The organism is Rhizorhabdus dicambivorans (assembly GCF_002355275.1).
GTDB lineage: Bacteria > Pseudomonadota > Alphaproteobacteria > Sphingomonadales > Sphingomonadaceae > Rhizorhabdus > Rhizorhabdus dicambivorans.
Map to the genome: position 1 here is coordinate 1,900,701 of NZ_CP023449.1, position 14,014 is coordinate 1,914,714.

Below are 14,014 nucleotides of genomic sequence, written 5' to 3' on the forward strand. Positions count from 1 at the left end.
CTGTACCATATAGTACGGTTATGGATTTGACTCGGGAAGATGCAAGTCTGAGCCGCCGCGAGGTGCGCCGCAACGATCGTCGCGATGCGATGCTGGCGGTGGCCTATGACTATTTCCTGGAGCATGGCTATGCGGCGACGAGCATGTCCGGAATAGCCGCGACGCTCGGTGGATCGAAGGCGACGCTCTGGAGCTATTTCCCCTCGAAGGAAGCCTTGTTCGAAGCCGTGCTGGACTACGCCACGACCATGTTCCGCCAGCAGATATCGGTGCTGCTGGAGACCGGCGGAGAACCCGAACCGACCCTGCGAAGCTTCGCCCGGCGTTTCATCGAAAGGGTGACGGCCCCGCAGGCGGTGGCGCTGCAGCGGCTGGTGCTCGCGGAGGTCGGGCGCTTCCCCGAGATCGGCGAGATATTCTACGAACGCGGCCCCCGCACGACGTATCAGCTGCTCGGCAATTTCATCGCCACGGCTATGGCCCGGGGGCAGTTGCGCCAGGATGATCCGCTCAGGGCCGCCAAGATGCTGATCGCCCTGTGTACCGGCGGGTGCCTGCAACTCGTATTGCTCGACCGGATCGACGCTCCGGCCGTGGATATGATCGGGGCCGACGCCGATGCGGCGGTCGATTTCTTCCTGCGCGGCTACGCGCCCGACTGAACCCGATCCAAATGAAAAGGGCGGCCCGAAGACCGCCCTTTCCCTGTTCCGATAACCGGATCGATCAGCGCGAGTAGAACTCGACGACCAGATTCGGTTCCATCTTGACGGGGTAGGGCACCTCGTCGAGCGTCGGCACGCGGACGAAGGTGACCTTCGCGGCGCCGTCCTGGGCGATATATTCGGGAACGTCCCGCTCCGACAGGCCCTGCGCCTCGAGCACGAGCGCCATTTCCTGCGCCTTCGAGCCGAGGGTGATCTCGTCGCCCGGCTTCACCTGGCGCGAAGCGACGTTGCACTTCACGCCGTTGACGCGGATGTGGCCGTGGCTGACCAGCTGACGCGCGGCGAAGATGGTCGGCGCGAACTTGGCGCGATAGACGACCGCGTCGAGGCGGCGCTCGAGCAGGCCGATCAGGTTCTGCGAGGTGTCGCCCTTCATCTTCGAAGCGTCGGTATAGTTCCGCTTGAACTGCTTCTCGGTGACATCGCCGTAATAGCCCTTCAGCTTCTGCTTAGCCTTGAGCTGGATGCCGTAGTCGGACATCTTGCCCTTGCGGCGCTGGCCGTGCTGGCCGGGGCCATATTCACGCTTGTTGACCGGGCTCTTCGGGCGACCCCAGATGTTCTCGCCCATCCGGCGGTCGAGCTTGTACTTGGCGCTGGTGCGCTTCGACATGATATCTTCCTTCAATCGCTACAACGTTACCCTCCCTCGCTGTAAGCAAAGGCGGGTTCGATCCCGGTATTTCGCGCTGCGTGGATCGGAAGATCCGGCAGGGCCACCGCTTCACCGGGGTGCGGGGCCGATTACGAAGGCGCGCCTATGGCCGCGAAGAGTCGGATAGTCAAGCGCATCTGTGGTTCAGCTGCGCTGGTGCGGTAACCGGTTCACCTTTGGTGAACCTCGCTCTATACGCCCGCCGCATGACCGACAGCAGCATCGTTCCCGCTTCCGAATGCACCACTATGGCGGAGGTCCGCGCCGCGATCGACGGGCTCGACACCCTGATCGTCAGCCTGCTGGCCGAACGGATGCGCTATATAGAGGCGGCCGGCCGGATCAAGGCGGACCGCGACGCCGTCCGTGACGAGGTCCGCAAGGCCGAAGTGATCGCCCATGCCGTCAAGGTCGCGCATGATCGCGGTTTTCCGCCCAAGCTCGCCTATCGGCTCTACGACATGCTGGTCGAAGGTTCGATTTCGCATGAGTTCGAGATATTCGATGCGCGGGGAAGCGGCCCCGCCTGAACCGATCGGGTTTCAGGCGCCGGTGTCGAGGGCGGTCCGTTTCGGCGCGAGCCGCCGTTTCAGCCCCTTGGCCGGCTTCTCGACCAGAACCCAACTGATCGCGCCGGCCGCCCAGGCGGCGAACAGCGTCGCGGCCGAATAGGCGGCAAAGCCGAGGCCGGCGAAGCTGAGCAGGATTCCCAGCGGCCAGCCATATAGATAGGTGCCGTAGCTGATGTCGAAGCGGTCGTTGATCGCCTGCAGCCGCCCAAGCCTGGCGTGCAGCGCCAGCCAGAACAGGGCGACCCCGCCGAACAGGATCGCCGAGCTCTCGGCAATCGGCCGGTAGAAGACGGCAACGGCGAAGATGGCTGCGGCCGCCGCCGCGGTGCGGCCCCGGATGATCCGGTCGAGTTCTTCACGATAGAGATAGGCGGAGGCGCCAAAGCCGAACGTCGCCAGGAAGCGGATCGTCGGATAGGGGGAGCCCAGCGTCATGTCGACGATGGGCGGGAAGCGAAACTGTTCGACGCGCCAATAGACGGGCGGCAGGTTGCAGAAGCAGAACAGCAGGAAGAAGAAGACCGCTCCCCGCAGCACCAGCTTCCGCTTGGCCAGCCATCCGGCGCTGCCCAGCAGCGCCACAAGGATATAGCAGCGGAACTCATAGGAGATCGTCCACATCGGTGAGTTCGGCTCGATCCAGGCGGCGCCTTCGTAGAAGCCCTCCGGCCGCTGCAGGATCAGTACGCGCCAGCCTTGCCACGGGCTGGGCGAATGGCCGTAGAGGGCCGGCACGATCAGCAGCGAAGCGACGAAGGCGACGATGAAGGCCGGAAAGATCCGCAATATCCGCTTGGCGAAATAATCGCCGGCCGTTGCCGAATGCTGCATCGACTGCACGATCAGATAGCCACTGAGCAGGAAGAAGGCGTCGACGCACAGCGCCGAGATGGTCAGGCCATTGCCGGTAATCGACTGGAGCAGATCGGGCGAGGGGGGCGCCTGTCCCCATTGTTCATGGACATGGGTCAGGATGACGCCGCTTGCGAACAACAGCCTGAGAAAGCCGATATTGTTTCGGGAGTGTGCGGACGCCATGCCATTTGATCCCCGTTCGATTGCGTGCTGTCAATTGCAGCACGCCTCCCCGCGATGGCCCGACGGAAGGCGATGCGCCTCGGGCCCGGCGGACTCGATAGCCGGAACCGCCCCGCTTCAGCGCCGGCCCGGGAACCCGTCCCGCATCGGGTCCGCGACATCGCTGGGGGCGGCATCATCGTCGGCCAGTTCCTCCGGTGGGGGAACGGCTATCCCATAGGAAGGCGGCCATTGCCGGGCGGGCAGATAATGAGTGCCGAACAGCCGGTCGTAGATCGGCAGCACCGACGCGAAGTTGTGATTGGGATGATCGTCGCGCGAATGATGCCAATGGTGAAAGCGCGGGCTCGACAGGATATGTTCGAGAGGCCCCAGATTCACCTTCAGGTTCGAATGGATGAAGAAGGCCCAGAAGGTGCCGGTCAGCAGCACGATCACCGGGATCAGGCTGCCCGAACCCGAGCCTGGCGTCCCGAAGCCGGCGATGGCCACGAGCGTAAGCCCGCACATCCGGGTGAAGATGATGTCGATCGGGTGGGCGCGGGTGTTGATCAGCCAGTCCATCCGCACCGGATCATGGTGGATGGCGTGAAACCGCCAGAGCCAGGGCACCTGGTGCATGATCCGATGGCCCCAGTAAAATCCGAATTCGCCGATGATCAGGGCCATGGCGATCTGCAGCCAGATCGGCAGGCCGATAACCCAGATATAATAAGCGGGGGGCAGGATCTGCTGCGCGGTTGCCGCGATGGCTGCCAGAGGGAAGGCCAGCACGAATGTCGGGATGAACCCGCTCATGAAGTAAAAGCCGATATCGGCGGCCAGGCCCTTGCGGAGCACCGGCTGACGGTTGACGGCGAACAGCCATTCCAGCGGAACGAATATGGTGGTCAGCAGCACCAGCCAGAGGGTCAGGCTGGCGGCCGTCGCGAGGATGGGCATGATGGCGGACAGCATGGTGTGTTCGTCGACGCTCCCCTGTTCGCTCCTGCTCAGGAGCGCGACCGCGCGTCAGAGCATCTGCGAGCCGAGCGCGTGGCGGCCGTTGGTCGAGCGGCGGCGGGTCCGCATCACGCCCCCGATGATGCCGAAACCGATCAGCATCATCGCCCATGTGGTCGGCTCGGGAACCGGGGCCGGCACGACCGTATCGATGCTTATGCCGTCGATCAGCGAGAAGGGGGGCTGACCCTGCGGCGTGCCATAGGCGAGCAGCGACAGCGTGGCCGTCGTCGAGGTCGCCGTGAACGAGAAGGACTCGAACATCCACGGGGTGAAGCCATGTTCCGGATTGGTCACCACGGCGGTCTTGAACAGCTTGTCCGTGCCGTTGAGCACCAGATTCGGGTCATAATTGCCGAGGTTGTTGGTATCGTCCCCATAGCTGGGATCCATGTCGCCAGGGTCGGCATTGAAATAGGTCAGGCCTTCGAGGACGCCGGGATTAGGCGTGGTATAGGCGCATGTGCCGATGCAGATGACCCAGGCTTCCTTGGTGTTGCCGTTCAGGCCCGCCTGCTGTGCCGCCGCCCAGTAGAAGCTGAGATGATAGGTTTCCCCGATCGTCATCCCCGTGATCGTCTGTTCTATCGGCCGGTTCAGATAGGAGCCGTCCGCCGCCAGGAAATTGCCGCCATAGGGGCTGTTCGTCAGCGCATTGCCGGGCGCTGCGCCAGGATAGTCGGGACCCCACAATATGAAGCGGGATGAGCCATCATAGAGCGCGTGCGCATTGCCATCGATATAAGGGCCGTCCGCGAAATCGTCCGCGCCGGTCGCCGTCTGTCCTGGATTGCCGAAAAAGACATAGCCGGGATTGTCAGCCATGATGAAGTTGTAGCCGCCGTTCGAGCTACGCCAGCCGGTCGAGGTCGGCAGGCCATCGCCCGCGCCGTTACCGAAGATCGTCGAATGCACCGCGTTACCGCTCGTCATCGTCAGCAATTCGAAATTGCCATTGGTCACGAGATTGGCCGCCGGGAGCGGTGCCCCCAGCGTAAACGCCATCAAAGCCGTCAGCAATGTGACAAGCTTGAAACGCACTTACTTCAAACCCCCGATCACAGAACGCATAGGGCCGACTAGCACAATTCTCCGCTAAATACAAGATTCGGCGGAATTTTGCGGTTTACAGCTAGTTTACATTTTGCGTAAACGGGAGTTGATCGGCAAAGTGCCGAGTCTGTGCGGTATTTTAGCGTCGACGCGGGCGCTCGAGGGCACTCAACACGCCGCGCAATGTCCGCACCTCCTGAGTGTTCCAGCCCGGTTTTGTCAGCAAAGTCCGCAGCGTACGCTTGCTGGCGGGCGTCCGATCGGGCGGAAAGAAATATCCCGATTCTTCCAGCAGCGTTTCGAGATGTCCGATCAGGCCTTCGAGATCAGCCTGCGGCGCAACCGGATCGAGCTCGACGATGGTGGGCGAAACGAGCTTTTCTCCTTTCGACCATTCATAGGCAATTAGGATAACCGCCTGGGCGAGATTGAGGCTTCCGAACTCTGGATTGATCGGCACGGTGACAATGGTGCGCGCCAGCGCCACGTCCTCGGTCTCGAGTCCCGAGCGCTCCGGCCCGAACAGTATGGCGGCGCGGCCCGGCTCGTTGCGGATGGTCCGCGATGCCTCCTCGGGCGTCATCACCGGCTTGGTCACCCCGCGCTTGCGGACCGTGGTCGCATAGACATGGGTGCAGTCGGCGGTCGCGTCGGCGACGCTGTCGAAGACCTCGGCCTGTTCGAGGACGATATCCGCGCCCGATGCGGCGGGGCCGGCGTCAGGATTGGGCCAGCCGTCGCGGGGGCTGACGAGGCGCAGCTCGGTCAGCCCGAAATTGAGCATGGCGCGTGCTGCCTTGCCGATATTCTCGCCAAGCTGCGGGCGGACCAGGACGATGATGGGTGTGGATGTCATGTTGGACTAACCTCATTGCCGTCTGTCGTCACTCCGGCCTGACCCGGGGTCCCGCTTCGTTTTTCGCCGCGTCTGAAGAAAAGCGGGACCCCCGGGTCAAGCCCGGGGTGGCGGGACAAGCTCGGGAAACACCGACTCCGTAGATATGGCCGACAGCTCAGCCGTCCTTTCCGGCCTCGCTCACCGCGCCGGCGAAATCCTCGAAATCCTTGGCTTCGCGGAAGTCCTTATAGACGCTCGCGAAGCGGATATAGGCGACGCTGTCCAGCGCCCTGAGCCCGTCCATCACCATGCCGCCCACCGAGGCCGCGGGGATTTCGCTGTCGCCGCTGGTCTCGATCTGGCGCTGGATCGCGGTTGCGAGCCGTTCGATCCGGGCGGGATCGACGGGGCGCTTGCGGCAGGCGACGCTGATCGAGCGTTCGAGCTTGGAGCGGTCGAACGTCTCGCGCCGCCCGTCGCTCTTCACCAGGTTGATCTCGCGCAGCTGGATGCGCTCGAATGTCGTGAACCGCGCGCCGCAGCCCTCGCACTGCCGGCGTCGCCGGATCGCCGCCCCATCGTCGGTGGGGCGGCTATCCTTCACCTGGCTGTCGTCATGGGCGCAGAACGGGCAGCGCATTCAGATCACAGCTCCGGGTAGATCGGGAAGCGGTCGCACAGCGCCTCGACCCGCGCCTTGACGTGCTGCTCGGTCTGGCCGTTGCCCTGCGGGCCGTTCTTGGCGAGGCCGTCGAGCACATCGGCGATCATGTCGGCGATCTCGCGGAACTCGGCCGGGCCGAAGCCGCGGGTGGTGCCGGCCGGTGAACCAACGCGGATGCCCGAGGTCTTGACCGGGGGCAGCGGATCGTTGGGCACGCCATTTTTGTTGCAGGTGATGCTGGCCCGCTCCAGCGCCTCGTCGGCATCCTTGCCGGTTACGCCGATCGGACGCAGGTCGACCAGCGCCAGATGGGTATCGGTGCCGCCAGACACGAGATCGGCGCCACGCTCCTTAAGGCGCGCGGCCAGCACCTTGGCATTTTCGACCACGGCCGCCGCATAGGCCTTGAACTCGGGGCGGAGCGCCTCGCCGAACGCAACCGCCTTGGCGGCGATCACATGCATCAGCGGGCCGCCCTGGAGACCGGGGAACACCGCCGAGTTGATCTTCTTGGCGATCGCCTCGTCATTGGTGAAGATCGCGCCGCCGCGCGGCCCGCGCAGCGTCTTGTGCGTGGTGGTGGTGACAACATGGGCGTGGCCGAAGGGCGTCGGGTGCACGCCGCCGGCGACGAGGCCGGCGAAATGGGCCATGTCGACCATGAACAGCGCGCCCACCTCGTCCGCGATGGCGCGGAAGCGGGCGAAGTCGATGTGGCGCGGATAGGCCGAGCCGCCGGTGATGATCAGCTTCGGCTTATGCTCGCGGGCCAGCGCCTCGACCTGATCGAAATCGATGCGGTGGTCATCGGGCCGGACGCCATATTGAATGGCGTTGTACCACTTGCCCGACATCGCCGCCTTGGCGCCATGCGTCAGGTGGCCGCCGGCATCGAGGCTGAGCCCCATGATCGTGTCGCCGGGCTTGGTCAGCGCCAGCATGACGGCGCCGTTGGCCTGCGCCCCCGAATGCGGCTGGACGTTGGCGAACTCGCAGTTGAACAACTGCTTGACCCGATCGATCGCCAGTTGCTCAACGGTGTCCGACGGATGGCAGCCCTGATAATAGCGCTTGCCCGGATAGCCCTCGGCATATTTGTTGGTGAACACCGAGCCCTGTGCCTCGAGCACCGCCTTGGAGACGATGTTCTCCGACGCGATCAGCTCGATCTGCTTCTTCTCGCGCGAGATTTCCTGCTGGAGGCCGGCGAACACCGCCGCATCGGTCTCGGCAAGACCGCGCGTGAAGAAGCCATCGGGCTGGACGTCGGACAAGGTGGCGGCGGGGTTGCTGCTCATGCGTGTTCCTTGTGGAAACGTGGGTGGGAGAGCTTGTCGACCCGGCGGAGATGGCGGTCCCCGGCGAAATCGGTCGATAAGAAGGCGGCGACGCAGGCCTTGGCCTGTTCGATGCCGATCAGCCGCGCGCCCATGGCAAGGACGTTGGCATCGTTATGCTCGCGGCAGAGCCGCGCGGACAGAACCTCGGAAACCAGCGCGCAGCGGGCCGCCGGGTGGCGGTTGACCGCGATCGAGATGCCGATGCCGGAACCACACAGGGCGATGCCCCTGGTCGCTTCGCCGGCCGCGACCGCCTCGGCGAGCTTGTAGCCATAGTCGGGATAGTCCACCGAATCCGTGGTGGCGGGGCCGAGGTCGCGGACCTCATGGCCCTCGCCGCGCAGCCATTCGACCAGGGCGGCCTTCATGTCGAACGCGGCATGATCGGATGCGATGGCGATAGTCTCGGCCATATCCTGTCCAGTGCTGACGAGTCGGGTGTTGCGGCTCCTCTACGGGGCAAGCGCCAACGGGGCAAGGTGCCAGGGCGATCGGGCAGAGCTTTCCTTTTGACCTCGCCGGTGCGCTCCTCCAGAAGTGGGCCGAGACGCGAACAGGGGATGACGTCGGTTGAGCATGAGCGGCAGCGCGATGGCGCGCATCGTCGGTTTGCAGACGGTGCTCCAGTTCGTCATCGATTTCACCGCCAGCCTGATCGTCGCCCGGCTGCTGTCCCCGCACGAGATCGGCGCCTTCTCGATCGCCCTCGCCGCCGTGGTGATCGCGCAGACCCTGCGCAGCGCCGGCGTCAACATGTTCCTGATCGCGGCACCCAGCCTGGATGAGGGCAGGGTGCGCACCGCGCTGGGCCTGGCGATGTTCGCCAGCTTCGGCTTCGCGGCGGCGATCTTCGTCACGGCCCCCCTGATCGCGGCCTTCTATCGCGAGCCGGTGATCGCCGACGTGCTGCGGGTCGTGTGCCTCAGCTATGTGCTCGCGCCCTATCAGGTGCTCGCCCATGGCCTGCTGACCCGCGCGCTGCGGTTCAAGTCGCTTCTCGTCGCGACCCTGTCGGCCAGCCTGCTGGGGGCGCTGACGGCGGTGGGGCTGGCGATGCGGGGCTGGGGCAGCATGTCGATGGCCTATTCCTCGCTGGTCAGCGGCGTCATCCTGCTGGCGGTGATGATCGCGGCCCGGCCGCCGCAATTCGTCTTCCGGCCCGCGCTCATCCACTGGCGTTCGGTGTCCGCCTTCACCGGCTGGGTGCTCGGCGGAACCCTGCTGGGCCAGTTCGGCCCGCGCCTGAACGAGCTGTTCGTCGGCCGCGCGCTGGGCATCGCCCCGGCCGCCTATCTCGACCGGGCCGAGATGCTGCCCCGGATGCTGTGGAACTATGCGGCACCGCCGGTGCTGAGCATATTGTCGCCGCTGGTCGCACATGAATTGCGGCAGGGGATCGATGCCCATACCACGCTGCTGCTGCGGATGCGGCTGTTCGGCTGCATCTTCTCGCCGATCCTCATCGGGATCGCGACCCAGTCGGCCCCGATATTGATCGGCCTATATGGCTGGCAGTGGCAGGCATCGATCGATCCGGCGCCATGGCTGTGCGTCGCGGCGGCGATCACCGGCCAGTTCGTCGTCCTCAACGCCTCGATGAATGGCCTCGGCCAGGCGCGGGCGCTGTTCTTTCTCGGCCTCACCGAACAGGTGGCGCGGGTGGCGATGCTGGCGCTGCTGAGCTGGACGCATATTGAACTGGTCGCGATGGGAACGGTCGCGGTGGCGCTGATCTATGCGGCGGCGGCGATCCGGCTGGGTGCCCGGCTGAAACTGTTCACTGTAAGGGAGGTGCTCGCGAGCCTCCTGCCGGCTGTCGCGATCTGTGCGGTGGTCGGCGCGGCCGGCATCGCGATCGACCTGGCGCGGGGCGGGGGCCTGCCGTCGAACCCGATCGTCGCCGTGCTGCAGGCGGCTGCGATCCTGGCGGTGGTGTGGCTGGGTGCGGTGGCGGTCTTTCAGCGCGCGGTAATCGTCGCGCTGTGGAAGCTGGTCAAACATTAGGTCCGGCCGCCCTCTTTGCTGTTGACCGCGCGCCCGATGTCGCTTTGAAGCGTCGGGCGTTTCCGTTCCCAAGGGAGTCGATCGATGACCATCCGTACCCCCGCTGCGCTTGCGGCCCTGTTGCTCGTCGCCGCCTGTGCTCGCGGTGAGGATGCGCGTCCGATCGAGAACGCGGCAGCCGTCGAAAATACTGCCGACGAACTGGCCGAGGACAGCGATCCGGCCGCCAACGCGTCGGCGCCAGCGCTGTCGACCGATGCGTGGGTCGGCAAGTGGATCGGAGTCGAGGGGCTCGTCCTCGATATTCAGCCGGCAGGCGAGCGCGGCCATTATGTGTTGAGCGTTACGCTGCTCGACGGGACGAAGAGCTACGACGGCGTCGCGGATGGCGATCTGATCCGCTTCACCCGCAACGGCCGGCCCGAGAGCGTCCGCGCCGCGACAGGCGATCAGACCGGGCTCAAATGGCTGGCCGGCAAGCAGAATTGTCTGATGATCCAGCAGGGCGAGGGTTTCTGCCGTGAGAATGCCCCCGCTGCCCCGGCCGCACCCGTTGCGGCCGGGGCAGCGGTCACGCCGCCGCCGGCCGCCGGCCAGCCTTGAAATGGCCGGTTTTCGCGACTAGGGCGCGGCGATGACCCAGCCGACTCCATTGATGTCCGCCGAGGAATTCGCAGAACGCGCGCGCCAGATCGTCGCGACGATGCACGGCCATGCCGCGCATCGGGCGATCGATCTGCTGACCAATGATGTGCTGCGCGGCCTTGGCTATGGCGAGGGGATCGAGATTTTCGAGGCGATGGTGGGGCACTGGCACGATGCCGACGCCCTCTATCCCCACGCCGGTCCCTGTCCCGATTGCGAGCGCAGGGCCGCCGAACAACTGAGCGGCCGCCGCGCCGCCTGAACCGCCGCAAGATTGCAGAGCAAGCGCCGGGAAGCATTTCCGGCCTCGCATCGCCATGGTCTGCCCACAATAACGGGCAAGGACTATGAGATGCTGATGGACTCGATCGTCAACGACCCCCGCTGGATGCGGATGATCACCCGCGATGCCGGCGCGGACGGCAGTTTCGTCTATTCGGTGAGATCGACAGGCGTCTATTGCCGGCCGAGTTGCGCTGCGCGGACGCCCAGCCCCCGCAACGTCGCCTTTCATGACGACCCGGCCGCGGCGGAGGCGGCGGGTTTCCGCCCCTGCAAGCGCTGCCGGCCCAATGAGGCGCCGCGCGCCGAACGGCACGCCGCGCTGGTCGAGGCGGCCTGCCGCCGGATCGAGTCGGCCGAGGAGCCGCTGTCGCTGGGGGAACTGGCCGACGGTGCCGGGCTCAGCCCTTATCATTTCCATCGCCTGTTCAAGGCCGTGACGGGCCTGACGCCCAAGGGTTATGCCGACGCTCACCGCGCGCGCCGCGTGCGGGAGGCGCTGGGCAAGGGAACTCAGGTCACCGAGGCGATCTATGAGGCGGGTTACGGATCGAGCGGGCGCTTCTACGCGGCGGCCGACAATGCGCTTGGAATGCTGCCGGCCGATTACCGCAGGGGCGGCCGGGCGGCGACGATCCGCTATGGTATCGGCCAGAGCTCGCTTGGCCGGGTGCTGGCGGCGGCCAGCGAGCGCGGCATCTGCGCGATCATGATGGGCGACGATGATGCCGAACTGGTTGCCGATCTTGGCCGGCGCTTCGCCAATGCCCGGGCGATCGAGGCCGATAGCGGCTTCCAGGCGACGATCGATGCCGTCGTGGCGCTGGTCGAGGAACCCGCGCGTGGGCTGGGGCTGCCGCTCGACATACGCGGTACGGCTTTCCAGCGGCGCGTGTGGCAGGCGCTGCAGGCGATCCCGGCCGGCGAAACCCGCAGCTATGCGGAGCTTGCTCGCGCCATCGGCGAACCCAGGGCCGCCCGTGCGGTGGCCGGTGCCTGTGCGGCCAACAAGCTGGCCGTCGTCGTGCCCTGCCATCGAGTTGTCCATGGCGACGGGAGCCTTTCCGGTTATCGCTGGGGCGCCGAGCGGAAGAGGGCGCTGCTGCGCAAGGAGGGGCGGGGCTGAAGCGCTCGCACCGCGGAGTGACAATAAATCCCGATTGTCTGGATGGCTTTCGAGCTTTTCGCGGGATAGGCGTTCGCCATGCACGGCACCGGCCATCATCATGTTACGCTGCGCCATCTGCTGCTGGCGCTCGCCGTGGTCGCGGTGTGGGGCACCAATTTCGTCGTGATCCGCGTGGCGCTGGACGAATTGCCGCCGCTGCTGTTCGCGACGTTGCGCTTCTGCTTCGTGCTGCTGCCGGCCGCCTTCTTCATCCGCAGGCCGGCGGTCTCGTGGGGCTCGCTCGCCGCCTATGGCGTGCTGATCGGCTTCGGCCAGTTCGGCATGATCTACATCGCGATCAGCCATTATATCTCGCCGGGTCTAGCCTCGCTGGTGGTGCAAAGCCAGGTGTTCTTCACCATCGGCCTGGCCATGATCTTCAGTGGTGAGCGGATACGCCCGTTCCAACTGATCGCCCTTGTCACCGCGACGGCCGGGATCGGCATCATCGTCCAGCATGGCGACAGCAGCGCCACGCCCTTCGGCATTCTGCTCGTCCTGATCGCGGCGGCGGGCTGGGGAGGGGGCAATCATGTCGCCAAAGCGAGCGGGGCCACCAACATGGTGGCCTATGTCGTCTGGTCGGCGATGTTCGCCATCCCGCCACTGTTCGTCGGATCGCTGATCATGGAGGGATGGCCGGCCATCACCTTCGCCGTTACCCATGCCGGGCCCATGGCCTGGGGCGCCGTGCTGTGGCAGTCCGTCGGCAACAGCATGTTCGGCTATGCCGCCTGGGGCTGGCTGCTCAACCGTCATCCCGCCGCCACGATCACGCCCACGTCGATGCTCGTTCCGGTCTTCGGTATGGGCGCCTCGGCCATGCTGCTCGGCGAGCCGCTGCCGCTGTGGAAGCTCGCGGCGGCGGCGCTGGTGATCGGGGGGCTTGCGCTCAATGTGCTGTGGCCGCTCGCGGCGAAGCTGCCGGCCTTTCCGTGGCGGCGCGGCGCCGCAAGCTGAAGCGGCGATGTTGCGAAAACCTCGCACGCTATTGTGTCACCGCTGAAAAGCGCTTTTCCGGGCTGAGAAAGCCGGGCAAGAAATCCGGTTCATGACTGTCCCATCCAACGATAGGGATAATGGACATGAAGCTTCTGAACGTGGTGGCGGCGGAGACGATCCTGGTATCGCTGGCGATAGCCGATGCCCTCATCTTCCTGACGGTGCTCGTGCCCAACGGCTGACCCGGCCTGATCGTCGATCGAGCCGGGCACCGGAGCGGCCGTTCAGAGACCGTACCGCGCCGCCGCCTTGCGATGCGAGAGGTTGGGGCGCAGCGCGTCCCGCGCAGAGAGGAAGGCGTCGAAGTCCTCCTTGTCCGGCAGCGATGGCATGGTGATCGTCTCGCCCTGGTCGAAGCCCGCCAGCGCGGCGTCGACCATCTCGCCAACTTCCATCACCATCTCGGCCGGGAACTGGGAGAGACGCTCCTCCTCCCAGATGGCGGTGCGGGTGATCCCAGGCAATACCGCCTGGACGCGCACCCCTTTCGGGCCGAGCTCGGCCGCCAGCGCCTCCGAGAAGGCGAGCACGAACGCCTTGGTCGCGGGATAGACCGACGTGAAGTGCGCTGGCATCAGGGCAGTGACCGAGGTGAGGTTCACGATGGCGCCCGTGCCGTTGGCCGCCAGGCGGGGCGCGATCGCGGTGGCGAGGCGGGTAACCGCGACGATGTTCAGGTCGATCATGTCGCTCAGATAATCGGGATCGGCGCTTGTGATCGGGCCTTCTCCCGCGATGCCGGCATTGTTGACCAGCGTGTCGATCGCCGCGTCCTCGCGCAACCGGGCCTCGACCCTGGCGAGATTGTCGACCTTGCCGAGATCGGCGGCGATGGTCTCGATGCCGACTCCGGTCTCGGCACGCAGCCGGGCGGCGATGGTTTCGAGCTTGCCGGCGCTACGCGCTACAAGGACGAGGTCGAAACCGCGGCGGGCGAGGCGTTGGGCATAGGCTTCGCCGATCCCACCCGACGCACCGGTGATGAGGGCCTTGGACATATCGTGTCTCCTTGGAAGCAGACGG

General features: G+C 65.5%; 16 protein-coding genes. 7 read left to right on the top strand and 9 right to left on the bottom strand.

Annotated elements, in window-relative coordinates:
• The first annotated feature begins 20 nt into the window (after positions 1-20).
• The gene (locus CMV14_RS09140; protein ID WP_066964373.1) at positions 21-662 is read left to right on the top strand and encodes a TetR/AcrR family transcriptional regulator; all 642 of its coding nucleotides are present in this window, start codon (positions 21-23) and stop codon (positions 660-662) included.
• 64 nt (positions 663-726) lie between these two features.
• Here the strand turns inward: CMV14_RS09140 and rpsD are convergent, their stop codons facing one another.
• Positions 727-1,341 carry a 30S ribosomal protein S4 gene (gene rpsD, locus CMV14_RS09145; protein ID WP_066964535.1) on the bottom strand — a complete coding sequence of 205 codons (615 nt, stop codon included), beginning with the start codon at positions 1,339-1,341 and terminating at the stop codon, positions 727-729.
• A 248-nt stretch (positions 1,342-1,589) separates the two neighbouring features.
• Here rpsD and CMV14_RS09150 point away from each other — a divergent pair, with 248 nt between their 5' ends.
• Entirely contained in the window at positions 1,590-1,913 is a 324-nt protein-coding gene (locus CMV14_RS09150) for a chorismate mutase (RefSeq protein WP_066964376.1), read from the top strand.
• A gap of 12 nt (positions 1,914-1,925) precedes the next feature.
• On the opposite strand, the gene CMV14_RS09155 is transcribed toward CMV14_RS09150, so the two are convergent.
• The 7 genes from CMV14_RS09155 to rpiB form a co-directional block, all read right to left on the bottom strand.
• Complete coding sequence (locus CMV14_RS09155) at positions 1,926-2,993, bottom strand: acyltransferase family protein (protein ID WP_066964378.1); 1,068 nt, start codon at positions 2,991-2,993, stop codon at positions 1,926-1,928.
• A gap of 117 nt (positions 2,994-3,110) precedes the next feature.
• Positions 3,111-3,950 (bottom strand): sterol desaturase family protein, encoded by an 840-nt coding sequence (locus tag CMV14_RS09160; protein ID WP_066964381.1) that lies wholly within the window; start codon positions 3,948-3,950, stop codon positions 3,111-3,113.
• Between the two features lie 54 nt (positions 3,951-4,004).
• Positions 4,005-5,036, bottom strand: coding sequence for a PEPxxWA-CTERM sorting domain-containing protein (locus tag CMV14_RS26695; RefSeq protein ID WP_066964385.1), 1,032 nt, complete (start codon positions 5,034-5,036; stop codon positions 4,005-4,007).
• A 151-nt stretch (positions 5,037-5,187) separates the two neighbouring features.
• Positions 5,188-5,904, bottom strand: a complete 717-nt coding sequence (locus CMV14_RS09170; RefSeq protein ID WP_066964388.1) for an RNA methyltransferase — start codon at positions 5,902-5,904, stop codon at positions 5,188-5,190.
• A 157-nt stretch (positions 5,905-6,061) separates the two neighbouring features.
• Complete coding sequence (gene nrdR / locus CMV14_RS09175) at positions 6,062-6,526, bottom strand: transcriptional regulator NrdR (RefSeq protein WP_066964391.1); 465 nt, start codon at positions 6,524-6,526, stop codon at positions 6,062-6,064.
• Positions 6,527-6,531: 5 nt separating this feature from the next.
• A complete protein-coding gene (gene glyA / locus CMV14_RS09180) occupies positions 6,532-7,848 on the bottom strand; it encodes a serine hydroxymethyltransferase (protein WP_066964393.1) in 1,317 nt (438 codons plus the stop codon).
• Positions 7,845-8,303 carry a ribose 5-phosphate isomerase B gene (gene rpiB, locus CMV14_RS09185; RefSeq protein WP_066964396.1) on the bottom strand — a complete coding sequence of 153 codons (459 nt, stop codon included), beginning with the start codon at positions 8,301-8,303 and terminating at the stop codon, positions 7,845-7,847. Before rpiB ends, glyA begins: the two co-directional genes overlap by 4 nt.
• 163 nt (positions 8,304-8,466) lie before the next feature.
• Here rpiB and CMV14_RS09190 point away from each other — a divergent pair, with 163 nt between their 5' ends.
• The 5 genes from CMV14_RS09190 to CMV14_RS09210 all read left to right on the top strand — a co-directional run bounded on the left by CMV14_RS09190 (position 8,467) and on the right by CMV14_RS09210 (position 12,949).
• Positions 8,467-9,894, top strand: a complete 1,428-nt coding sequence (locus CMV14_RS09190; RefSeq protein ID WP_066964399.1) for an oligosaccharide flippase family protein — start codon at positions 8,467-8,469, stop codon at positions 9,892-9,894.
• Positions 9,895-9,978: 84 nt separating this feature from the next.
• Complete coding sequence (locus CMV14_RS09195; protein ID WP_238147238.1) at positions 9,979-10,497, top strand: hypothetical protein; 519 nt, start codon at positions 9,979-9,981, stop codon at positions 10,495-10,497.
• Positions 10,498-10,528: 31 nt separating this feature from the next.
• Positions 10,529-10,801, top strand: a complete 273-nt coding sequence (locus CMV14_RS09200) for a hypothetical protein (protein ID WP_066964402.1) — start codon at positions 10,529-10,531, stop codon at positions 10,799-10,801.
• A gap of 90 nt (positions 10,802-10,891) precedes the next feature.
• On the top strand, positions 10,892-11,947 hold the full coding sequence (gene ada, locus CMV14_RS09205) for a bifunctional DNA-binding transcriptional regulator/O6-methylguanine-DNA methyltransferase Ada (protein ID WP_066964405.1): 1,056 nt from the start codon (positions 10,892-10,894) through the stop codon (positions 11,945-11,947).
• Between the two features lie 78 nt (positions 11,948-12,025).
• A complete protein-coding gene (locus CMV14_RS09210) occupies positions 12,026-12,949 on the top strand; it encodes an EamA family transporter (protein ID WP_066964408.1) in 924 nt (307 codons plus the stop codon).
• A 266-nt stretch (positions 12,950-13,215) separates the two neighbouring features.
• Here CMV14_RS09210 and CMV14_RS09215 read toward each other — a convergent pair whose 3' ends face one another.
• Positions 13,216-13,989 carry an SDR family NAD(P)-dependent oxidoreductase gene (locus tag CMV14_RS09215; RefSeq protein WP_066964411.1) on the bottom strand — a complete coding sequence of 258 codons (774 nt, stop codon included), beginning with the start codon at positions 13,987-13,989 and terminating at the stop codon, positions 13,216-13,218.
• Positions 13,990-14,014: the final 25 nt, after the last annotated feature.